Here is a 23,409-nt window from a genome sequence, read left to right as displayed (position 1 = left end):
ACCCGCAGCCGGCCCCGCACCCCCTTCGCCGAGACCGGGCCGCCTCCGCGCCGCAGCCAGCCCGAAGAGCCCACCGGACCGGACGACGACCCGCGCACCCGCGCCCAGCCCACCCACTCCCGCGAACCGATCTCGAGCCGAAACCGAACCGATCTCGACGATTCAGCGAGGCGGAGACGTCTCCGGCCCGCTAGCGCGCTGGGCGTTCCCTCTCACTCGACGCCCTCTCACTCGGCACCCTCCTGTTCGGCCTCCTTCAGGGCGGTCTCCAGGGCGGGCAGGATGCCTCGCGCGCCCAGCCTGCGCCTCTTGGCACTGAGCCGCCGCAGGGCCCGCTGGTACAGCTCATCGGCGGAGTCCCATTCGTGAGCCCGCGCCCGGACGTCGGCCATGAGCGCGACCAGCTCGCGCGGGTGGATCTCCTCGATGGCGTCCACATGGTCCAGGGCGCCACGGCGGTAGGACACCGGGAGCAGCGAGGCGTCGTAGGTCCGCCACACGAAGTCGTTCGCATCGATGTAGGCGAATGTCTCCCCCAGGACGCGGCGCACCCGCTCCTCCCGGGACTTGGCTGTTCGCGACAGCCCGAACGTGCGGCAGACCTTGACAACGAGCCGGTGCCGGGTCAGCGGGGACTCGACGTCGCAGATGGCCCGGGCCACCTCGATCACCTGGGCCTTGGCCTCGGGGTCCTTCTCCGCGCGGTCGAGCACATCGCGCGGGTGCGTCCCCTCGGGCCGCCACTCGCGGTAGTCGGTCGGGGCGGCCAGTGCCGCCGAGCTGTCGGGGACGGCAGTGTCCGGCGTCGATGGGCCGGCCGGACCGGTGGGCGCAACAGGCTCGGCAGGCGCAGCGGGCTCGGCAGGCGCAGTGGGCGCGCTCGAAGCGCTCGGGGCCGCGAGCGCACCGGGCGCCGTGGATGCCGAGGACACAGCCGCGCTCGGCGCGGCGAGTACCGCCGTGCCATCCGGCGCATCGGGTGCCGCGGGCGCACCGGGTGCCGCGGCGGGCCCGTCCCCGGGCGCCGCAGAGGCCGCCGCGAGCCCGCCCCTGGGGGCTGCGGTGAGCCCCTCGCAGGCGGGCGCCGGAGCAGCCGCGGCACCGACGTCGGCCACGGCGTCCGAGTCCGGCGGCGCCTGCCCGTCCCCATCGGCCTCGGGGGCCTGCGGCCGCTGCGACTGGTCCTTCCGCGTCGAGAGGGTCCCGCCGGCGGCCTCGACGAGCCGGGCGACGACGGCATCGGGGTCGGCGACCCACTCGGGCGTCCAGACACGCTCGATACGCTCCCACCCCATGCTCTTCAGGACGTCGACCGGCAGCAGGTCGCGGTCCATGACGCTCCCGCGCCGGTCCCAGCCCGGCCCGTCCAGAAGGACGGCGACCCTGGGCCGATCCGGCTTCCCGGCCTGCCCCGGCTTCCCGGCCCACGCCGAGGCGGCGAGCACGAGGTCGATCTCGAAGGACGAGTGGCCCACCCCGACGCTCACCGCCAGGCCCGCCTCGCGCAACCGCTCGGCGATCTCGTTGCGGTGCAGGTCCACCGCGCTGCGGGAGGCCTGCAGCGCCCGCGGCGCATCCCCGCTGCGGGCCTGCTCCAGGTAGGCGCGCAGGTCCTTCACCCCCTGGTGGGCCGAGCGCTCGGCATGCAGGTCCTCCGGGTCGAAGCTGGAGAAGAGGACGATCTGGCATCGCGCCCGGGTGATGGCGACATTGAGCCGACGCTCCCCGCCGGCGTGGCCGAGCGAGCCGAAGCCGAGCGGGACATCGCCGCGCTCATTGGCCGAGAAGGTCAGCGAGAACAGGATCGCGTCCCGCTCCTCGCCCTGCGCGTTCTCCAGATTCCGCACGAACAGTCCGTCACGCGCCCTCAAAGCCTCATCGACACCCTGTGAGCCGATCTCCTTGCGCAACAGAGTCTCAATCAGGTCGCGCTGACGGGCGTTGAAGGTGATGACCCCTACCGACGGCACGCCCATATGCGCCTCGAACCGGCGGACCACCTCCTCGACGACCCTGTGCGCCTCGACCGGGTTCGTGCTGGGCCGCACCCCCGGCCGCCCGGCTCGCGCCCTCTCCCCCTGGTACGCGCCGCCCTCCACGCGCCGCAGGGAGACGCCGTAGCCGCCGGGGCCGTCGTCGGAGGGCCGGGCGGCCAGGGTCAGCGGGCTGGGGAAGGTCAGCAGGCGGCCGTCGTAGTAGTGCCGGTTGGAGAAGGCGATCAGCGACTCCACCCGGCTGCGGTAGTGCCAGGTCAGGCGGCGGCTCGGCACGCCGCCGGCCAGGCAGCGGTCCAGGATCGAGCCGTTCTCGCGGCGGCCTGCGCCCTCCAGGTCGCCGCCGCCCCGGGTCGTGCCGGGAGCAGTGGCGGGCGGCATCTGCTTGGGGTCCCCGACGACGACCACCGACTGCCCGCGCCCCATGGCCCCCACGGCCCCGGCCACCGTGATCTGGGAGGCCTCGTCGAACACGACGACGTCCACGTAGCGGCGGTCGGACGGGAAGAAACGGGCCACCGAGTCCGGGGAGACCAGGAGGCACGGGGTGATGGCCACCACGAGGTCCCAGCAGGAGCTGATCAGCTCCCGGACATTCATGGTCCCTCGGCGACGGCGGACCTCGCGTCGCAGCTCCTCGGCGCGCGGGCCGGCCTCGCGCAGAATCCGTTCGCGGCGGGAGAGAACGCTGCCCAGCAGCTCGGGGGTCAGGGCCTTGCGCAGCCGCTCCTGGGTGCGCCGGTAGTCCGCGAGCAGCCGGGCGTGGACGGCCGGGTCGAAGGCATCCAGACCCGTCTCGCGGGCCCGGGCCTCGAAGGCGGAGCGGGCCCGCTCGACCTCGCCCTGGTCACTCTCGGCGTCGCGCGTCTGCGCCGTCCCGTTGTCGTCGGTCTCGGCGTCGCGCGCCTCAATGAGCTCCTGGCACGCCCGGTAGTAGGAGAAGCCGTCCCGCGGGTCGTGCAGTCCCTCGCGGTACTCCCCCAGGCGCTCGCGCAGCCGGCCCAGCCGTTCTCGCAGCTCGTCCGCCTCGGCGGCCGCGTCGGGCCCGGGCGCCCGCAGATCAAGCGCGCACCGCAGCGCCTCGTAGACCGCGGCGGGCCTCATGCCATTGTCGTGGAGGTTGAGCAGCAGGCCCCCGATGCCCGCCTCCTCTCGCAGGCGGCGGGCGACGACGTCGAGCGCCGATGCCTTCTCCGCCACGAACATGACAGTCCGCCCTCGTGCCAGGGCCCGGAAGATGAGGTTCGCGACAGTCTGGGACTTGCCGGTCCCGGGCGGCCCCTCGACCACGAGGCTGCGCCCGGCCGCGGCGTCGGCGACCACCCGCGCCTGGTCGGAGTCGGCGTCCAGCGGCAGGCTCTCGACGACCTCGTCGACGTCCTCCGCCGGTTCACCGTCCGCACCGCTCGCCGGGCCCGCCGGATCCGGAAACGCCGCCGGGACCCCGCTCGGGGTCTCCAGGAGGTGGCCGACCAGCGGGTTGGAGACGATGGTCCGCCAGTCCTTCTCCAGGTCCTGCCACATGCGGTAGGTGGAGTACCCGAACAGCCCCAGGTGAACGGTCCGCTCGACGGTGTCGCGACGGCCCGCTCTGCGCAGCCGGCGTCGCACCCTCTCCAGGGTGGCCTTGACGTCGATGCCGTGCTCGTCGTGCACCGGCTCGCGCAGCTCGACCAGGTCGATGCCGGTACTCGCCTTGAAGCGGGCCAGCAGGGAGTGGTTGGGGGTCGAGGCCCCGGCCTCGTCCAGGCTGATCACATAGGGTCCGTCCTCCTGCGCCAGGTTGACGGGGATGAGAATGAGCGGGGAGCGCACCTGGACGCCGTCAATGCGCCACGTGAGGGAGCCGATGGTCAGGTAGAGGTTGTTCGCCCCGGTCTCCGCCAGGGCCGTGCGGGCGGAGGCGGCCATGGTCTGCAGGCGTCGCCCGCACTCCTTGCCGGAGAGGTTGACGTAGACCGTCTGCTCCTCGGTCAGCAGCGCGGCCCGCTCATCGGCGCTCGCAGACGCGCGGTTCGGGGCGCCGTACGGGTCCGGGCGCAGGGCTACCAGGTCCCCGGCGTTGACGATGTCCTCGAGCCGGCCGATGAGATCGGGCGGTACCCACAGCTTGACGGTATCGCGCGCGGAAAGGCTGATGAGGGGGTTGCGCCGAGACAGGTCGAGCAGGCTCCTCTTCCACTCCTCGACGGCGGGCGGGGCGGGCTCCGGCGAGCCCGAGGGCCCGGCGGCGTCCGGGGCCTCGGCGGGCGACCCGGTAGCGGACGCGTCGTCGGCGGGCGGCCGCCCGGCCTCCAGCGCGGCAGAAGGCTCGGCGGCGGGGCCGTCGTCGTCGAGAGCGGGCTCGTTGTCGGGCGGCTCCGGGCAGGCCGGCGCGACGACGCCGTCATCATCGCGCTCCAGCAGGGGCTGCGGGGCGGCGCCACCGGGCCGAGCGACGCCCACCGGGACGGCGAGGGTCAGGTCGGACAGCGCCTCCAGCGCCACGCCGCGCGCCCGGCCGGGCAGCTCGTGGAGGACGGCGACCGCCGCGCCGACCGCCAGGTCCGGGTCGATCATGCCCATGACGCCGCGGCGGATGAGGTCGGCGGCCTCCTGCGGGGAGGCCGGTGCGCGCCCGTCCCGCCCGCGCCGCCGGTAGCCGACGAGGATGGTCTCGGGCGTGAGCAGAAGAACAGGGGCCGTCCCCAGCCGGTCCAGGACCCCGGCGAGCAGGACCGCGACGTCGAGGACGGTGCCGGTGCGCGAGTCCAGCAGCTCGGCGGCGGTGCGGACGGGGTGGGAGCCGGTCCGCCAGGGGCCGCTCGCGGCCCTGATCATGAGGCGGCGGTCGCGCAGGGCGGTGCACGCCGCGGTTGCGAGGGCGTCGGGGCCGGTGGCGTCTCCGTCGTGCTTCGCAGTGCCGAGCGCCTCGCCCGTCAGGGCCTTGACGGCGGCCTGGTCGGGCTGGACGAAGGTCGCCAGCGCCGCGCTCGCCCAGCCCTCTGCCCCGGCGAGCCGCCACTGCCGCGGGGGCAGCACGGTCAGCCCCGGCAGCCTGCGCACGGACTGCGTGCCGTCGGCGGCGCGCAGCTCGACCCGTACGTGGGCGGCCCCGGGCTGGTCCACCTGCAGCAGATTCTCCCGGTCCAGCGCCAGGGCACGAGTGCCGGTCAGCACCGGGTGGGAGGTGTCCCACGCCAGGTGCCAGGGCTCGGCGACCTCGCGCCCGCCGTCGTCCTCAATGATGGTGATCGTCACCTCCAGGACCCCCGACGGCGGCTCCTGGCCGCCGCGCGATCCGGAGACCAGGCTCAGCCGTTGCTGGCCGTCGACGGAGGCCGGCAGGTCGGGGCCGGCGCCGCGCCCCGGGAGGGACAGACGAACCGAGACCTCGGGGGCGACGCCCGCCACCGCGTGCGCGTAGCTGACCACGGGCTCGCAGGCCACCCCGACCCCGACGGCGTCCAGCGGGGTGCGGCCCGCGCCCCGACCGCTGTCGATGGCGGCGATGAGCTCGCGCACCTCGGCGCGGCCGGGCTCGGCGCCGATGAGCCGGAGGGTCTCACTGACCGCGACCAGGGCGGCCAGGGTCCTGTCGGTGTCGAAGGCGCCGCCGTGGACCACCTCGTTGCGGAAACGACGGACCTCGTGCAGCTTGCTCCCCAGGCCGGGCGGCAGGGTGACGCGGTAGCGCCCGTCGGCGCCGCGAGCGGTGAGGATTCGGATCTGGATGGACAGGTCGGCCAGGTCGGGGAGATCCGAGAGGTCGCCGCTGTCCGCGAGGAGAAGACGCAGCCTCTCGGGCGTGCAGCGGCTGCCCAGGGTGCTGCGTAGGTAGCGCTCCAGGTGGGTCGGCAGGACGCCGAGGAGTCCTCGGAGGACGAGGTCGCGATTGCTGAGCTTCATAAGGTTCTGCTACGGGATGTGACGGGGTCTGCCCCTCGACGCTTCGAGTGGGAGGACGGCTGCAGCCGGGTTGGGGCGAAGCCGACATGCGCAGGCTACAACGCCCCCGCGACGGTGGCAGGGCGCGGCGGCGGCCCGGGCGCAGCGGGCCCCCCGGGCCGCCTCGCAGTACCAATCATCCCGCCATGGCGATGGGCAGCGCGCAGTCCGTGCCGCCCACGGGCATGGCGTCCACCGAGTCCACCGAGTCCACCGCGTCCAGGGCGTCGTCGCCTCCGGGTCAGGGCCCGGGTCCCGCCGACGGGGCGCGAGCGAAGCGGGCGGGGAACTCGTCGGGAGCGGCCCGTGAGATGTCTCGGCGCATACCAGAACCCCGACGTGGTGTGGTTCGTGCGCACGACCACAACCGACGCCGGGGTTCCGACTGCCTCGTCAGGACCCTCGGTGTTGTGTAACCTTGGGAGCCACCTGGAGGCAATCAGGAGGCTCGCAAGAATTATGCGCCCGCCCCCCAGGCCGTGTCTATCAGATGAGCGGCGCTGCTGGACTGCCGTCTCGAGCGGCCTCGCATTCACGACCACAACCGGGCCTTTCGTCTCATTCGCTCCCTCGCCTCCGCCGCACGCAGCCCGTTTCCTGCGGCACCCTGATCTCGCCGCAGGGCTCCCGCAGCCCCCTCGCCGAGATCGGTCCGGTTCCGCGTCGAGATCGGTTCAAGGAGCCCGGCGGGACGCCTGACGGATGCCGCTGCCCCACCAGCAGCGCACCGGGCTCGGGACCGTTCATCTTTCCCGCGGCCGTGCCCGGCCTGCTCCGGCCGCGTACGAGGTGCGAGGTCGGGGCTGAGCAGCGAGCCGGGCGGACGCGCTCCAGTCCGCCACCTCGCGGTCGCACCTCGGGCATCGAGGTCGTCCGTTAAGTCGTCCGCTAAAGGTACGACCGCGGCGACCGGACATAGACGGGCACCCTCTGGAGCCAGCAACTCCGGCGACGTGGAGGAGGGAACGAGCCAGGCGGACCGCGTCCTCAACGTCGACGGCGGTCCGTCGCGCTGCAGGCGAACCCCCGGGGCGCCGCGCCCCAGAAAGTGATCGAGTCCGGGACTAGGTGGCGTGGCACAGTGGGAAAAGGTGGCTCCTACGCACTTTTAACACCAGCCCCCGCCTCACCCCCGCCTCAGAACCGCGGAATCACGCCGATCTTCGCTGCGCCCAGGACCGACGAGCGCCTTAAAAGTGCGTAGGAGCCACCTTTTTGAAGGGCCTCAGCCCGCGGCGGAGCACCAGACGGGCGCCTCGACCCGCTCCCGGACCGGAGCACGATCGATCTCGGCGAAGAGGGCGGCAGGAGGCCACGAGGAATAGGAGGCGGCAACAGGCGCAGCACCCGGACGCCCGAGTCCAGCGCCGAGACGCGACAAGCCGGCGATGATGTCGGGCGCGCCCACCCGGCCCCGCCGACGACAGCCGCCGCGCCCCGGCGCCCGGCCGCCCCAGACCGCGCCCCGGCGCCCGGCCGCCCCAGACCGCGGCCCCAGACCGCGGCCCCAGACCGCGGCCCCAGACCGCGGCCCCAGCCCACGGCCCCGGACAGCGACCCCGAACACTGCGCACGACATCGTCGTCCGCGACATAATGGTCCCCATGCTCATGCCCTACTCACCGGGCCCTGCGCCTCTAACCCGCATGGCCGACGGGACCATCAAGCAGATCAGCCCCTTCACCGGCACGGAGGTGTGGACCGTCCCGGGCCGCGGCAACCGGCCGATCTCCCACCCGGTCGCCGAGGTCCACACCCTCACCCCCGCCGAGCGCACCCGCGCCTGCGCCTTCTGCCCTGCCCACTACACCGAGACGCCGCCGGAGAAGAGCCGCGTGATCGCCCGCCCGGACGACGGCTTCGAGCAGATCGACCACCTGCCCGCGAGCGCCCTGTTCGACACGGTCGCCGAGTTCCGCCGCGTGCCCAACCTCTTCGAGATCCTGTCCTACGACTACTGGAACGCCAACCACGGCTACGAGATCCCCGACGCCGCCCGCGAGCGCATGGAGGCCTACCTCGCCGACCCGGCGGGCGCGGCCCACGTCGCGCGCGTGGCCCGCAGCAAGCTGCGCGCCTCCGGGCAGGACCCGGCGTCGTGGGAGTCGATGGGCGACGACGCCCGCCACCAGTTCCTGGCCGCCTTCTTCGCCGGCGGGCACGACGTCATTATCGCGCGGCGCCACTTCACCGACGACGCCGTTGACACCACCGGCCTGGCCGGCTCGGGCACGCTGACCCCCGCTGAGCACCGCGCCTACATGCGCCTGGCGGTGGCGGCGACGTCGGACCTGTACCGGGCGAACCGGTGGGTGCGCTACGTGGCGGTCTTCCAGAACTGGCTGCGACCCGCCGGGGCGAGCTTCGACCACCTGCACAAGCAGCTGGTCGGCATCGACGAGCGGGGGGTGTCGGCCGCGCTGGAGCTCCAGCGGGTGCGGGCCAACCCGAACCTCTACAACGAGATGGGGGTGGACTATGCCGCCTACAGCGGGCTGCTGGTGGCCTCCAACGACCACGCGGTCGCCTTCGCGGGCTTCGGGCACCGCTACCCCACGCTGGAGGTGTACTCGACGTCGGCCACGTGCGCGCCCTGGCTCATGAGCCGCGAGGAGATCGACGCCGTGTCCGACCTCGTGCACGCCCTGCACGCGGCCACGGGGGTGGACGTGCCCAGCAACGAGGAGTGGCACCACAAGCCGATCGACGTCGACCAGCCGATGCCCTGGCACATCACCCTCAAGTGGCGGGTCTCCACCCTGGCCGGGTTCGAGGGCGGCACGAAGATCTACCTCAACACCATCGACCCGTGGACCCTGCGCGACCGGGTCGTCGCCCGTCTGGAGGACCTGCGGGCCGACCGCCTCATTGCGCCGATGGCGGTGGGCGAGGAGTGTCCGCGCGAGCCCAATAGGCTGCTGTACAACCCCGTCCTGGGGCGGTAGGGGCCGCCCTCCTGCGGAGGCGATCGAGCGCAGCCACCGGCTCAGCGAGGTCGTGGGCGCCGCCGTCCTTCTCGTTCACTGCCGAGACGAGGCGGCGCGCGCGTTCTATCTCGCGAACGGCGACTTCCTCGCGTCTCCCGCCGACCCGATGCACCTGCTGCTGCCCATGAAGCAGGCCCGGCGGGTGCTCGGCGGCTAGAGTGCCGACCGAGTCCCCGCGGGCCCTGCTGCGCCGGGGCGTGGCAGGGCCCGATCTCGACGCGGAAGTGAACCGATCTCGAGCCGGAATACGACCGATCTCGGCGAAGGGGAGCGAGCTGGCTACGGGCTCGGGCTACAGGCCCAGGGCGCTGCGCTCCTCGGAGCCGACCCAGCCGGAGCGGCCCTCCAGGGCGTGGAACCAGCGGGCCAGCGCGGGCCAGAAGGCCACCGACGGCGCCTCGCCGCCCGGGTAGTGCTGGCGCCCGCCGTACTCGTAGGCCTGGACGGTGGTGAACAGGCGGATGTCGCTGCCGGTGGGCGCCGCCCCGCACAGGAACTGCTCCACGGAGACGACGGCGGACAGCGGCGGGACGTCCTGCACCGTCAGCGCCGCCTCGCGGGAGGCCTCCATGCGGGTGGCGCGGGCCAGCAGGGTGTCGACGACGTCGAAGGCGATGAGGACCGTGTCAGCGGCCGCGACCGCCTTCTCCTCGTCCTCGCTGTGGGTGGCGGTCCCGTGGGGGCCGTTGACGTGCTCCGCGATCCAGGCGTCCCAGGCGTCGGTGGAGTTGCGGCGGTTGAGCGGGTAGAGGTCGGGGGCGCCCTTGCGCTGGTAGTCGCCCCAGGCGGTGGCGAGGTCGAAGAGCATGTCGCCCGAGTCGTCGGAGACGACCCGCCCGGTGGTCGTATCGACCAGGGCGGGGATCGTGGGCGGCGGGGTGTACCCCGGCGTCGTCGCGTAGACCTCGGCCAGGGAGCTCGCCCCGAGCACCGGGTCCGCGCCGGGTTCGCCGTCGGCGCCGGTCAGCTCCCAGTAGCCGTCCTCGCCGCGGCCGTAGGTCCAGGACACGGGGATGGGCTCAGTCAGGCCCAGCAGCCGTCGGGCGATGAGCACGCGGCGGCACCACGGGCAGGATCCCGAGGCGATGAGCCGGTAGCGGCCGGCTTCAACGGGCAGGTCGCCGTCGGTGAAACGGTGCGAGGTGGCGATGGGCATGGGGACCTCCCGGCTGGTGGAGATGAGCGTCACAAAGTCTCAGGCCAATGGTGGCCCCTGCGCCCCGCGCGCGCCGCCGCATTCACCCCAGGCGAACCGGCGGCGCGGAACCAGACCGATCTCGAGCCGGAATACGACCGATCTCGACGCGGAACCGGACCGATCTCGGCGAGGGGGAGGGATGGCGCGCCTCACTCCTCGCGGTTGAGGAAGGCCTCGGCCTCATCGAGGTACCGCACCTCGTCGGGGTGGTCCCAGCGCAGGTCGGCCAGCAGGGCCCGCCCCTCCTCCAGCGCCGCCCGGGCCGCCTCGCGCGCCCCCGGCTCCTCGCGCCTCTCCGCGTAGAGGTTGCAGATGAAGGCGTACTCGCGGGCGGCCGAGACCCGGTCCCCGACCGTCATGAACCCCGCAATGGCGCGCCGTGCGGCCTCGGCGGCCTCCATATTGTCGTCGCAGCGCCACAGCACGTCGGCCAGCTCGCGCTCCAGGCTCCCCGCCTCCCAGACGTCGGAGTAGTCCCCCTGGGCGGGGATGGCCTCCTGCACGCGCCGGGCCTCCCTGATGAGGTCCAGCGCCTCGTCCTCATGGGCCCGGGAGGCCTGGATGCTGGGCTGCGTGACGAGCGCCCGGGCAGCGCGGCGCAGGAAGCGGGAGTACGCGAGACGGGTGCCGTCATTCGCGTCGGGCTCCTGCCCGATGGGGCACAGCTCGGCGCACCGCCGCAGCAGGGCGCAGGCCTCCTCGGGGCGCTTGAGCCTCTGGGCGGCGTCGGCGGCGCTCTCGAGATACTCGCGCGCCTTGGCCGCCTGCCCCCGCTCCAGCTCCGCCTGCGCGAGCGCACCGGCGGCCTCCAGGACCCCCGCGTGCTCCTCAAGGTCTGTCAGCACCTTGACGAGGATCTCCCGCAGGCCTCGGGCCCTGTCGGGACGGCGCGCCGTCTCGGCCAGCTCGATGCCGGTCTCCAGCACCTCGGCGGCCTCCAGGAAGCGCCCCGAGGCCCCCAGGGCATTGGAGAGCGAACCGAGAACCTCTACGGCCCACGACTGCAGGCCCGCGGCGAGCAGGAGGTTGGCGGCCTCCCGGTACTGGACGACGGCCTCGTCCTCCTGGTCGTACTCCCGGGAGAGCCGACCGAGCATCACCCGGGACTCGACGACGGTGACCAGCGACGCCGGGTCGCGCCTGCGCAGAAGCGAGTCCGCCGCGCGGGCCGCCTCGTAGATGTCGCCGTCATGGCCGTGAAGGAACGCGGCGAAGCTGTCGACGCGGTCGCGCAGGGTCCCATCGGGATCCAGGCCCGCGTCGCCCAGGCGGTCGGCGACGGCCCTCAGGGTCTCGATGACCGGCAGTGCGTCCGCAATGCCGAGTAGCTGGGCGCAGGCGCGGGCCTCCCAGTAGAGCACGTTGAAGAGCTCCCGCAGGTCGTACGCGGCTGCGCGAGCGCCCCGGCCCGGCTGGGCGGGCTCGGCAGTCCCGGTCCCGGGCTCGGCAGTCCCGGTCCCGGGCTCGGCAGTCCCGGGCGGCTCCGCGCCGCTGAGGTCGACGGGCAGCTGGTCGGCGAGCTCGCTGACCTGTGCGATGAGGTCGCCCAGGCGGGCGCACCGATCGTCGTCGGAGGCCTCCCGGCCGGCGGCGGAGTCGGCGCCGGCCGCGTCGCACAGGAGCTGGAGATCCAGGCGGAGAAGGCGGGCGCGGCGCCGCGTCTTCCCGCCCGCGGGGACGGGGCGGGCGGCGAGGAGGTCACGAGCGGCGCGGCGCTCCTCGAAGGCCCGGTCGAACTCCTCAATGCCGTCGTACAGGACGGCGCGCGCTGCGGCGGCCTCGGCCTCCAGGCCCGCCGGCGCCTCGGCGTCCAGGGCGCCGTGCTCCCACAGCCAGTCGTGCAGCATGGTCCACTCGGCACGGCCGGGGTAGGCGCCGGGCCCGTGCAGCCGGGTCAGGGCCTCGGCAATGCTGGTCGGCGGGATGAGGACGGGCATACGGACAGGAGGATATCCGCCCGTTCCGGCTCCGATGAGCGGGGACGACGGCGCGTGCGCGGGGGCCGCACCGGGCGCCGAGGAGCTGGACGACGGCGCACCGCCCGCGACCCCGGCCGCCGAGGCGCCGGATCCGGCGGGCGCCTCAGCCCCGGCGGAGGCCGCAGGCCCGGCAGCCCCGGCAGGCGCAGACGACTCGGTGTCCCGCCGCCCCGCCTCGCCCGCGGGCGCGCCGTCGTCCAGGTCGCTGATGGACGCGGCCTCGGGCAGGGCCTCGGGCGTCTCGAGGAGCTCGACGCGCATGCCGTCCTGCACCCGCTCGACGTACGGGCGCCAGGCGAGGGTCTCCTCCAGGCTCTGCGTATGGGAGTCGTTGCCGTTGCGCTCGTCGTAGGCGGCGTCGATGCGGCGCGCCCAGGCCTCGCACTGCTCGGCGGCCTGGGCCAGCGTCGAGTCGGCGCCCACGGCCGCGCCGGGGCACCAGGTCGGGTTCTCCGGCAGGTCGACGCCGAGCCGCTCGGCGCCGCGCCCCTCCCGGACCGCCTGGTGCAGGAGGACGGCCGCGCCGCAGATGAAGCCCTCGAGATCGCTCGCGGAGTCGCACAGGGCCGTCCAGGACGCGTGACGGCGCAGGATCCTCAGGCCCCGGTCGACGTGCCCGGACAGGGCGAGGTAGTAGAAGTGGTCCTCCAGGGCGCCGGCATGGCGGGGATCATGACGGTAGACGCGGTAGGCGCGCACGTGCGCGTCCCAGGCGGCCCGGGTGCGGCCGGTGCGCAGCAGGGGCAGGAGCACCACCGTCCGTATGCTCGCGGGCTGCTCGTCGCAGCCGATCTCCTCGGCGAGCACCGGCACGGCGGTGGCGATGGCGAGCTCGTCATCGCCGTCGTCGATCGCCTGAGTCACCTGCCGCTCGGGGTCGCAGGCCTCGCAGTCGGAGGACTCGTCGCGCGGCGCGGCCCGCCAGGCGGCGAGCTCGGCGCGGGCCTCGTCGTAGCGCCCGAGCCGCCGGGCCACGTAGAAGCGCTGCCCGTGGACGGTGTGCATGGAGGCGCCCTGCTCGCGGTAGAAGGCCTCCATGCCGGCCTCCAGCGCGCGCACCTGCTCCAGGGGGACCGCCGGGTTGCGGGCGGCGGCGGTCACCGCCCACTTGTAGTGCCAGCGCAGGTGGTGGCTCATGCGCTCGTCGAACAGGTCGGGGCGCTCGGCCTGCCGGGCCAGGCACCACACGAAGGGCGCCAGCCCCTTCCACTCCTCGCCGCCCCAGGCGTAGTCGGCGACGAGCCGGGTGCGGGCGTTGACCTGGAGCTGCTCGTCGCCGATCTCGTCGGCCCAGGTGACGGCCTCCGCCACGAGCGCCGAGCGCTGCGGGCCGCGCGGCAGGGCGTAGGTGTAGCGCAGGCGCTCGATAATGTCGTCGCGGTTCATGAGGAGGCTCCTTCCTGGCGGGCGGTGGGGTCCGTCCCCTCCGGGACGGGCGGGCCGGGGACCGCTAGAGCGCTCGTCAGGAGCGCGGAGAGCGTCTGGGCGGCCCAGGCGCGCTCCTTCGCGGTCAGGGTGTGGTGCCCGGTGAGCAGGCACTGGACGTACAGGCCGCGCAGGACGCGAGTGAGGGCGGCCTCGTCGGGCCTGCGAGAGACCGGGTCGGCCGTCCCCGTGACGGCGACGAGCTGCGCCACGAGCGCGCTGGCCCGGTTGAGGACGAGCCGGGGGCGCGGCGCGGCCGCGAAGGGGTCGGTGACGCCGAGGACCTGGGACCAGGCCCCTGCGGCCGCCGCCCGGGAGGCGGCCGCGCCGGCGGCGGAGGAGGCCTGGGCGCGGCGCCCGGCGAGGTCCGGGTCAGGCAGGTAGAGCGCGGGCACGGTGGCGGGGTCGAAGCGGCGCAGCACCACCTCGACGTCGACCTCGGCCAGGGCGGCCTCGGCCAGACGCAGCAGGTCGATGGCCTCGGCCTGCTCGGCGGGCGTGGCGGGGGTGAGGGCGTCCAGGATCTCGTCGGGGTCCACCAGGGCCAGATCGCCGATGCCGGGGGCGGCGTCGAGAACCTCGGGGTGCAGGGCGAGGGCCGCGATGATCTCGGCCTCGTAGGTGTGGCCGGCGTTGACCAGGGCGATCCCCTGGGCGGCGGCGACGTCGGCCAGCGCCCGGAACTGGTCGACCGTGCGGGTCCAGCGCACGCGCGTGCCCCGGCCCGCCAGCGCCACCAGCTCGGCGAGGGTCTGCTCGCCGAGCGTCGTCGTCAGCGGCACGTGCCGGGCGACCAGGTCGAGCATGTCCGGGTCCTCGGCGGCCACGGAGCACAGACCGACGGCGTGCGCGGCGACGAAGGCGTTCAGGCGCGTGGGCGCGGCGCGGCCCAGGCGGTCGATCCAGCCGCGCACCTGTCTCCCGATCGCCTCGCGGACGGCCGCCAGCAGGTCGTCATCGACGAGGGACTCGCGCGAGGCGGTCAGGCGCAGGTGCTCGGCGTCGGCGACCACGCGCACGAAGTAGGCCCAGTCGGGGGCCAGGCCCTCGGCGGCGCGGGTGACGAGCATGCGCTTGACGCTGACGGTGTGCCGGGCCGCCGCGGTGGGGGCGGCCTGCCCCATGACGGCGATGGTGCCGTGCAGCCCGGCTGCCGGCACGTCGAGGTCGAGCAGGTCGAAGGGCTCGGACCCCAGCGCCTCGGTGCACCACCGTACCGCCTGGCCACGGGTCATCTCCCAGGGGCCCCGGCCGCGGCCGTGGCGGGTGACGGCGCCGTCGTCGGAGCGCACCTCGATATCGACCGGCAGCAGGTGGCCGAACTCCTCGACCAGCGCGCGCACCGTCCCGGGCGCCAGCCAGGTCTCGCTGGGCAGGGCGCGCAGGGCGATGGTGGTGCCCGGCTCGCGGGGGACGTCGTCGGCGGGCTCGACGACCGGTTCAACGAGATAGGTGCCGTCGGTCCGCCCGCACCAGCGCACGCCCGGCTCGCCGGACCCTGAGGACCCGCGGCGGGCGGAGCGGGAGGCGACCACGATCTCTGGGCTGACCATGAAGCAGGAGAGCAGCCCGATACCGAACTGGCCCAGGTAGTCGCCGCGGGCCAGCCCCAGCTCGTCGCGCTTGGAGGAGGCGCCGATGGTCGACAGCAGCTCGTCAACCTCGCCGGCGGTCAGCCCGATGCCGGTGTCCGTGCAGGTCAGAGTGGCGGCGCCGTCGGCGCGCCCGAGCCTGATGACGACCCGCTGCGGGCAGCCGGGCTCGACGGCGCGGCGGGCGGCGATGGCGTCGACGGCGTTCTGAAGGAGCTCACGCACGTAGACGCGCGGGCCCGAGTAGAGGTTGCGGGACAGGAGGTCGACCATGCCGCGCAGGTCGACCTGGAAGGTGGACACGCCTCAGATCTCCTTCCCGGTGCCCGGGTCGGTCGGCCGCTCGCCCTCGGACCGGGCCCGTGCGAGGCCGGCCTCGCATCGGGCGCGGCTGGCCTCGAAGGCCTCCCAGGCGGCGGCCGCGGCCGCGGCGTCGTCGATGGGCTCGGCGGCGGGCAGGCCGCGCTCCTCCGCCAGGTCGTTGAGAGGGCCGACGGTCGAGCCGATGACGGTGCCCAGGGTGCTGCGGAGCTGTTCCTCCTCCGCCCCGCTCGCCAGGGGCGTCCAGGACGAGGCGAGGATGCGGCAGCCGGTGTCGGTGGGCACCAGGCGGTTGGAGGACAGCCAGTGGCTCGCGTTGGTGGCCTGGATGTGGGCGCGCAGCGAGTCGATGCCGGTGACGACGGCGGCGCCGTAGAGGGACTCGACGTGCAGGAGCGGGCCGCCGTCGTGCACGGACAGGCGCACCGGGTGGTGCCACACGGCGGCCGCCCACTGGCCCGGGCCGATCTGTCTGAGGTCCTGCTTGAACAGCAGCGCCAGGGTGTCGAGGAGGCGCTCGGGGGTCACCGGCGGGGTGAGGGAGTCGGGGTCGGTCCACCAGGGCATGTCAGTCCTCCTCGTCGGCCTTCTCGGCGCGGGTCAGGGGCAGCGCCGTCTCGAAGGCGGCCGCGCACCGGTCGGTCAGGGCGGTCGCCCAGGCGAGGTAGGCGTCGAGCTGGGCGTCGGTCATACCCTCCTTCACCGGGGTGACGGCCTCGACGCGCACATGGAGGCGCCCGGTGGCGGCGGGCCCCTGAGGCCCCCGGGGCTCCGGCGGAGCAGCGGGCGGTACGGCCGCCGGCGGGGCGGACGGGCCGCCGTCGGGCTCCTCTTCGGAGCCGGCCCCGGCGAGTTCGACCTCGGCGGTCTCGGCCTCTGAGTCCTCCCCCTCGGGCTCGTCCACGTAGGTCAGGCTGATCGTCGGTGCGGGCTCGGCTGCGAGAAGCCGGTCCATGAGGTCGCGGGCGGCGCCCACGTCCTGGGACGGCACCGGCCCGGACAGGTCGATTCGCACCCCCAGCGAGGCGGGGCTCAGGCGCATGGACACGACCGGGTCCCTCCCGACGAACAGGGTGCTGTCCGCCAGCTTCCGGTAGGGCAAGCCGCGGCGGCGGGCCGAGGCGACAACGCGCGCGAGCAGAATGGTCGGTAGTGACGTCACGGCGCCAGCGTAGTGCCTGACCGCGGCACGGCGACGGGCAGTCCAGCCCCTTGACGACGAAGGGCGCGCGGGCCCGGCCGCCCGTCCCTTCCCGTCGAGATAGACATTTTCGTACGAGGTAGACGGTGTCGCCGCCGATCTCGTCCGACAATGTCTATCTCGACCCAGAGCGGCGCAGAGGCGGCGGGGCGGGCGCCGGCGTCCTCAGGAGGCCTTGTCGAGGGCCTCCTCCAGGCTGGTGACGCGCTCCAGCGCGGGATGGCCCTCCCAGCGCTGGTGGCCCAGGAGCCGGCGCACCCGGCCGATGTCCTCGCGCGCCGCCTTGCTGTCGCCCATCTCGGCGTGGATGAGGGCCATGAGGGTCAGCGGGTGGGCGGCGGTGCCGCGGTCCTTGGCGCTGACGTAGCAGGTGAAGGACCTCTTGCAGTGGTCGAGCGCCTCGGCGTGCTCGCCGACGCGCCACAGGATCCACGCCATGTCGTCGTGCCAGTCGCCCAGCTCGACGGCCCGGGAGTACTTGCGGGAGTCGGGCACCGCCTCGATGAGGTCCCACGCGCGCGACATGAGGGCGCGGGCCTTGTCGGGGCGGACGGGCGTCGTCAGGTCGGCCGACTCGGCGACGGCGGCGCGCCCGGCGCGCCGCAGGTACCTCGCGCAGCGCACCCGCCCGGCGTTGTCGCTGGTGTCGACCAGCTCGGCGGCGCGCTCGAACATGTGCGAGGCCCGGGCCGTCTCCCCCAGCTTCTCACTGGCCGAGGCGGCCCGCAGAAGGTAGTCCGCGCCGCGCTCCGCCTCACCGCGCTTCAGGGCGGACTCGGCCACGACCAGGCAGTTGTCGCGGACGCCCTCCTCCTCGCCCAGCCGCTCCATGGTGGAGATGAGGGTGCAGCGCAGCTCCTCGGCGAGAGTCGGGGGCACATCGGTGGCCAAGGCCGTCTCGAGCACCTCGGCGGCCTCCAGGAGCCGCCCCGATGCGCCCAAGGAGGCGGCCAGGGACCCGAAGAGCGGTCCGGCGAGAGCCTCCAGCCCCACCGACATGTGGATGTCGAGCAGATCGCGGGACTGGGCGACCGCCCTCTCGGTCTCGCCGAGGCTCATCAGGGCCCGCACCAGGACGCTGCGCCCCGCCACCGCCAGGACGACCGGGCAGGGGTCGTAGCGCCGGAGCACCGCGTCGGCGAGCGCGCCGGCGCCGCGGGCGTCGCCGCGCGCCAGCACGGCACCCGCCTCCAGGAGGGTCAGCTGGTCGTCCAGGGCGCCGTCGTGCGGCTCGATGAAGTCGGCGACGTGCGGGACGACCAGCCGGGCGAGCTCGAGGAACTCGGCGGCGCCCTGGTGGTCGTCGTGGTCGGACAGGACCCGCACCATCGCCGTGGCCGACCTGTAGGAGTCCACGAGCTCGGCCTGGTGGCCGGCGGGGGTGTCCAGGAGGGGCTCGGCCATGGCGGTCAGCTGTCCGGCGAGCTCCTTGACGTGGGCGAGCTGGTCGGCGCGCGTGCGCGCGGAGGACCGGTCGTGGAGGTCGTCGTCCCTGCTCCCAATCTGAAGAGCCTCCAGGTCCAGCTCGATGAGCCGCAGCGGGTGGGCGACGCCGGTCAGGTAGGCGCGCAGGCGGGCGAGCTCGTCGATCGCCCGCCCGTAGTCCCCCTCGCGATCGGCGACGGTGTAGCGCAGGGAGCGGGCCGCGCGCACCAGCTCGGGGCCGACCTGCTCCGGGTCGGGCATGAGCCCCAGCCTCATGGCCTGGGTGATGAGGAAGGCGTGCTCGAGCGTCCGCCCGGGGCGGCGGAGCTCGATCTCCAGGCGCCGCAGGAGCCCACCGGCATCGACGACGGCGGACGGGGCGCGCAGGTCGACACCCGGGTAGGGCGCGTCGCCGAACGGGAGGGGCTCGACGGCGGACGGGCGGGGCGCGCCGTCGTCGTGCCCCATGGCGGGGCTCGCCGCGACCACCGGCGCGGGCGCCGTGCCCGCCGGCCCCCGGGCACGGCGGGACCCGCCGGCCGAGCCCGGCTCCCCGACGGAGCCGGCCCTCTCGGGGCCCGCCGGTGCGCCGGGCGCCTCGAGCTGTCGGATCCCGTCGGGCAGGTTGGTGGGCTCGGCGGGAACGGGCTCGACCCTGCCGGCGCCCCCGGGCCGCCCCCACGATCGCAGAATCTCCTCGACGTCCCCGGTCTGCTCGGGCTCCTCGGCGGCCCCGGGCCTCCCGAGGACCCGGACCTCCGCGCTCGCCTCGGGCGGCTCCTCGGGCTTCCGGCCGCCCGCGGCGGGCCCGGGCTCCGCAGGGGCCTCGGGCTCGCGGACGCTCTCGATAATGATGGTGTCGTCGGGGCTCCAAGGCCGGCTCTGAGGGCCCTGGGACTCCTCGGAAGCCTTCGCAGCGGCTTCGGCCGCCTCGGCCGCCTCGGGCCAGCCCGCCCCGGACACCTCCACCGGACGGCCCGCCCCGGGCGCCTCGGACGCCTGCGGATCGAGGACCCTCTCGATAATGATGGTGTCGTCGGGATTCCAGGACCTGTCCTGATGCGCCTGAGTCTCCTCGGCGGGCCCGGCACCCTCGGGGAGGGCGACGAGCCCGCCCCTCCGGGCCCCTCCGGCTGAGCGGAGCCCCTCGGCACGGCGGCCCCGCTGCGCGCGCCCGGCCTCCTCGGCGCGACGGCTCCGCCTGGTGGGCCGGACCTCTTCGACGGGCCCGACCCGGTCGGCCGCCCGGGACCGCCCGACCGGCTGGGACCCAGCGTCCTGGGGCCCAGCGCCCTGAGCCGGCTCGACGGCCCCGGCGCCCGCACGCGCATGGCGCCCGACGATCGCGTCGGCGTCGACGAAGGGCTCGCGCGCGAGCCCCTTCCTCAAGCGCGACGAGACGGCCGCGTTGCCGTTGCGGGCGTCGTAGCGGGCGGCGATGCGGCAGGCCCACTCCTCGAACAGTGGCCGGGCGACGTTCAGGGGCGTGCCGGCGCCGATGCCCGGGCCGGGGCACCATGCGGCGACCGATGGGACGCCGGTGTCCAGCGGCTCGGCGCCGCGCCCGTCGCGCTCGGACTCGCGCAGCACGAGGACGGCTCCGGAGAGAAGGTCCATGAGTGCCCGGGCGGACTGGGCCTCGTCGGCCCGCCCCACGAAGCCGCGCATAATCCGCAGGCCGCGGGCCGCGCGCCCGGACAGGGCCAGGTACTCCAGGTGCTTGCCCAGGTAACTCATGACATTGGGGGCGTAGCGCAGCCTCCGGTAGGAGTACACGTGGGCGTCCCAGGCCGCCTGCGAGTGCCCCAGGGCGAGCAGCGGCAGGAGGGCCTCGCTCTGCACGGCGTAGGGCTGGTCGTCGCCCTCGACCCTCCTGTCGAGCACCGGCGCCGCCGCGGTGACGGCCGTCTCCCAGTCCTCGTGGATGTTCGCCCACTCGATCTCGCGCAGGGGGTCGCGGCTCTCATGATCAGCGCGCCCGGCACGACCGGCGTCGTCGGCCCCCGCCGAGCGCAGGGCGGCCGCCTCCGCGGCGGCCTCCTCCTCCAGGCCGAGCATGATCGCGGCGTGGAGGAGGCCGCTGTGGATGGCGTGCGTGGAGCCGCCCAGGAAGCGGAAGAACTTCCTCAGGCCCGCCTCCAGCTCGCGCACCTGGGCGATGCTGACGGCCGGGTTGTCGGCGGCGGCCGGCACCGCCCGCTCGTAGGCCCAGCCCAGCCGGCGCAGGCGGTCGGCGTCGAAGAGGTCGGGGCGCTTGTCGAGGCGGGCCAGCAGCCAGACGAAGGGCGCCAGGCCCTTCCACTCCTCGTTGCCCCTATGGCGCGCCTCGGCCAGGGCCAGACGCGCATCGACCGCCAGCTGGTCGTCCCCCAGCTCGTCGGCCATGGCCACGGCCTCGGCGGTGAGGCCGGAGCGGGTCGGGCCCCACGGGTGGCCGGAGGCGAGGGTCAGGCGTCCAACGACGTCGTCTCGGCTAGTCACTGCGCAGTTCCTTCTGAACGGGCGGCACTCGGCGGCCGCATGGTCGGGGCGACGACGTCGGAGATGGCGCTCGCCGCGCCCCTCCGCTCACCGGTCGCTCTCAATGATTTTCCCACGACTCACCACCTCTTCGAGCCCCTCGAAGTTGGAGACGATGGCCTGCAGGCTCGTATCCAGGATATTCGCAAGCTGGTCGTCGTTGAGGCCCTCCGCCACGGGGACGGCGACCTCAGCGGCGACCTGGCGCCCGTCCGCATCGACGAAGCTGCTCAGGGTGGGGATCGACTGGGACTGGTTGAGGGTGTTGAGCAGCTCACGCAGGGTCGCTGTGACCTGAGCCTCATCGGGCAGGTTGAGCCAGGAGCGGGCGTAGATGGCCAGGAGGTCGCCGTCGACGATCGCCACGACGTAGGAGTAGTCGTCAAAGCCGGCGACGATGGCGCTGTTGTCCGGCCGGCGGTCGTAGGTGAAGCGGTTGTCGTCGAACCAGGCGGCGACGCGATCGAGCGTGACCGGGGGCGTCTGGTCGCCCGCGGCCTCGTTCCACCAGGCCATGTCAGTCCCCCTCCCTCCGGATGACGAGAGCCGCGAGCCTCTTCTCCGCCGTCTCGTAGAAGCCGAGCAGCGTCGTGAAGGCGGTGCTCAGGAAGCCGTGCAGCTGGGCGTCGCTCATTCCTTCACCGGTGAAGGCGGCCATGTCCGCCAGGAGGACCGTGGCGTCCCCCTCGGAGCCCAGCATGGCGCGCGGCGCGTACATGGTGGAGTTGTGCCTATCAATGTACGCCATCGGGGCGGGATCGTCAGCGGCGAGCTCGTTGTTCCAGATGCTTCCCACGACGAGGAACTCCGAGTCGGAGTCGAGGATGAAGACCTCGCAGCTGTCCAGGTCCGCGACGGCGGTGCCGTCCTCCGCGATCTCGTAGTCGACCTGGCCGGCCCTGAGCCACGCCTCCACCCGGGAGATCGTGACCCTTGGTTGTGCGCTCATCGCATCTCCTTCGCGTCGGGCTCGTGACCGCCTCGTGATCTCATCGTGAAGTCTGCAACCCGGGGGCGCCGTCGTCCACTCCGGCCCGGGCGCGGGCGCCGTCGTCCACGGCCGGCCGGGCCCCGCCGAAGCCGTCCGCCTCGCCTGCCCTCACTGCGAGCCTTCCAAGACCGTTCCATCTTCCGCCCCGCGGTGGTAGCGTCCCAGGCAGAGGGCCGCCTCTGGCGGCGCCTGTCATCCTGACTGCGGAGCCGGTTCGGGATGAGTCCCCGGCGGAGGCCCTCCGCCGCCCTGGTCCTGGCTCGTCGCCCGCCGCGGCGGACGGGATGAGGCCCCTCCTCTCGCCCCTGTCTGCCGCTTCCCGCCCGAGGTCCTCTTGTCCGATCCGGTCTCTTCCGCCGACGTCGTCTTCGACTTCGACGCCGCCAACACGCTTATCACGAAGTGCCGTTCCGCGGCGACGCAGGTCACGGATCTGAGCGCCGACCGCGCCCCGGACGTGAGTACCGCCAAGACGGACTTCAGCGGCTACTTCTCCCGGGTGTTCTCCGACAACGCCGACATGGAGACGACGGACGCCGCGAACCTGTCGACCTGTCTTCAGGCGGTGGCGGACGACGTCCAGTTCCTGGTGGACACGGCCACGGAGGAGAACAGGCAGCGTCAGAGGGCCCGGGACTGGGACGCCCGGCGGGCCGAGAAGTGGGCTGTGGAGAAGGCGGTCGACGACCTGCTGAACATCGACCAGCGCCCCACCTCCAGCAATGGGGCCCCGCCCCCGCAGGAGCCCGAGGCCCCGGTCCTGCAGGCGCGGGCCAACCCCTCGGCGGGCTCGACGTCGTCGGGGGGAACATCCTCGGCGCGCCCGGACAACCTGAGGACCTTCGCCACCAGCTCCCAGACCAAGAACGACGAGCTCACCACCACCCTGGCCGGCCTCAGGGGCGCGGACAACGCCTTCCAGGACGGCTGCGGCTGGGGCTCGCTGGACGCGACGAGCGTGTGGAACGGCTTCCAGTCCTACCTGGACGCCAACGCCAATGACGTGACATGGGCGATGACCATTGCGACCGCCTTCGAGGAGGCGGGGACCGACGAGGGCCTGTCCACGGTGGCGGACAGCGCGCTGGGCGCGGCCCTGGAGGCCGCCGGGGTGGCGCTCACCCGTGACGGCCTGACCATTGAGCCCGCGCAGGTGCAGGGCATGCCGCTGACCTCGGGCTTCTCCGACGACCCGGTCAATGTGGCCACCGGCGGCTTCGTGGAGGTCGAGGAGGATCTCGCCTTCACCGGCGGGGCGGCGTCCCTGGGGTGGTCCCGCTGCTACAACTCCACGGACAGGGGCGACGACGCTCCGGAGGCCGCTGCCGGCGCGAGTGCTGCCGGCGGCGCGAGTGCCTTCGGCCCGGGCTGGTCGAGCTGGTGCGAGGCGCGTCTCTCCTTCGGACAGGAGGGCGAGGCCCGGTGGCGCCACGAGGACGGGCGCCTGAGCATCTTCCCGCGTCTGGGCCGGGGCTGGGACCGCGCGGACGGCGAGAGCCTGTGGCTGACCGCCGTCGGCGCCTCGGCCGCGCCGTCGGCCGGGACGGCGTCGTCGGCTGACGCGGCGCCGTCGGCTGACGCGGCGCCCGGGGAGGCACCGCCTGCCGCAGCCGCACAGGCCGAGAGCGCTCCGGCGGCCGGGGCGACTCCGCCGGCCGGGCCTGCGCCGTCGGACCAGTCCGCCGCCTACGAGATCACGGACAGCTCGGGCGGGTCCTGGTTGTTCGACGGCGTTGGGCGCCCGCTCGCGGTGCGTCGCGGCCCGGGGACGGAGGTGCGGCTGACCTGGGCGGGGGCGCGCCTGACGCGCCTGTCGCACGAGCGCGGCCGGTGGCTGGAGCTCGTCTGA

At 74.1% G+C, this 23,409-nt stretch carries 11 protein-coding genes and 1 pseudogene; 3 read left to right on the top strand and 9 right to left on the bottom strand.

Features of this window, described 5'->3' with window-relative positions; genetic code table 11:
• Positions 1 to 227: 227 nt before the first annotated feature.
• A complete protein-coding gene (locus AIF0345_RS01165) occupies positions 228 to 5,882 on the bottom strand; it encodes a DUF4011 domain-containing protein (protein ID WP_285296887.1) in 5,655 nt (1,884 codons plus the stop codon).
• 1,643 nt (positions 5,883 to 7,525) lie between these two features.
• Here AIF0345_RS01165 and AIF0345_RS01160 point away from each other — a divergent pair.
• Both AIF0345_RS01160 and AIF0345_RS01155 read left to right on the top strand, forming a co-directional pair.
• Complete coding sequence (locus AIF0345_RS01160; RefSeq protein WP_285296886.1) at positions 7,526 to 8,866, top strand: DUF4921 family protein; 1,341 nt, start codon at positions 7,526 to 7,528, stop codon at positions 8,864 to 8,866.
• A 52-nt stretch (positions 8,867 to 8,918) separates the two neighbouring features.
• Positions 8,919 to 9,065, top strand: a complete 147-nt coding sequence (locus AIF0345_RS01155) for a hypothetical protein (RefSeq protein WP_229118551.1) — start codon at positions 8,919 to 8,921, stop codon at positions 9,063 to 9,065.
• A 135-nt stretch (positions 9,066 to 9,200) separates the two neighbouring features.
• On the opposite strand, the gene AIF0345_RS01150 is transcribed toward AIF0345_RS01155, so the two are convergent.
• From AIF0345_RS01150 to AIF0345_RS01115, 8 genes and pseudogenes are all read right to left on the bottom strand, one after another.
• Positions 9,201 to 10,064, bottom strand: coding sequence for a glutathione S-transferase family protein (locus AIF0345_RS01150; RefSeq protein WP_285297868.1), 864 nt, complete (start codon positions 10,062 to 10,064; stop codon positions 9,201 to 9,203).
• 191 nt (positions 10,065 to 10,255) lie between these two features.
• Positions 10,256 to 13,471 carry a hypothetical protein gene (locus AIF0345_RS01145; RefSeq protein ID WP_285296885.1) on the bottom strand — a complete coding sequence of 1,072 codons (3,216 nt, stop codon included), beginning with the start codon at positions 13,469 to 13,471 and terminating at the stop codon, positions 10,256 to 10,258.
• A pseudogene (locus AIF0345_RS01140) lies at positions 13,468 to 15,405 on the bottom strand (HSP90 family protein); the annotation flags it as partial. The gene AIF0345_RS01145 and the pseudogene AIF0345_RS01140, both read right to left, overlap by 4 nt.
• A gap of 3 nt (positions 15,406 to 15,408) precedes the next feature.
• Entirely contained in the window at positions 15,409 to 15,990 is a 582-nt protein-coding gene (locus tag AIF0345_RS01135) for a hypothetical protein (RefSeq protein WP_285296883.1), read from the bottom strand.
• A gap of 1 nt (position 15,991) precedes the next feature.
• Positions 15,992 to 16,585 (bottom strand): hypothetical protein, encoded by a 594-nt coding sequence (locus AIF0345_RS01130; RefSeq protein WP_285296882.1) that lies wholly within the window; start codon positions 16,583 to 16,585, stop codon positions 15,992 to 15,994.
• 204 nt (positions 16,586 to 16,789) lie between these two features.
• Entirely contained in the window at positions 16,790 to 20,530 is a 3,741-nt protein-coding gene (locus tag AIF0345_RS01125) for a kinase (RefSeq protein WP_285296881.1), read from the bottom strand.
• An 87-nt stretch (positions 20,531 to 20,617) separates the two neighbouring features.
• Entirely contained in the window at positions 20,618 to 21,085 is a 468-nt protein-coding gene (locus AIF0345_RS01120; RefSeq protein ID WP_268917945.1) for a YbjN domain-containing protein, read from the bottom strand.
• 1 nt (position 21,086) lies between these two features.
• On the bottom strand, positions 21,087 to 21,518 hold the full coding sequence (locus AIF0345_RS01115) for a YbjN domain-containing protein (protein WP_268917944.1): 432 nt from the start codon (positions 21,516 to 21,518) through the stop codon (positions 21,087 to 21,089).
• A gap of 376 nt (positions 21,519 to 21,894) precedes the next feature.
• On the opposite strand from AIF0345_RS01115, the gene AIF0345_RS01110 reads away from it, so the two are divergent.
• Positions 21,895 to 23,409, top strand: a complete 1,515-nt coding sequence (locus AIF0345_RS01110) for a DUF6531 domain-containing protein (RefSeq protein ID WP_268917943.1) — start codon at positions 21,895 to 21,897, stop codon at positions 23,407 to 23,409.

The sequence above is a fragment of the Actinomyces israelii genome (genome assembly GCF_030253495.1).
Lineage (GTDB): Bacteria > Actinomycetota > Actinomycetes > Actinomycetales > Actinomycetaceae > Actinomyces > Actinomyces israelii.
Note: the sequence above shows the minus strand (reverse complement) of the source record. Positions and strands in the feature narration are given on the sequence as shown.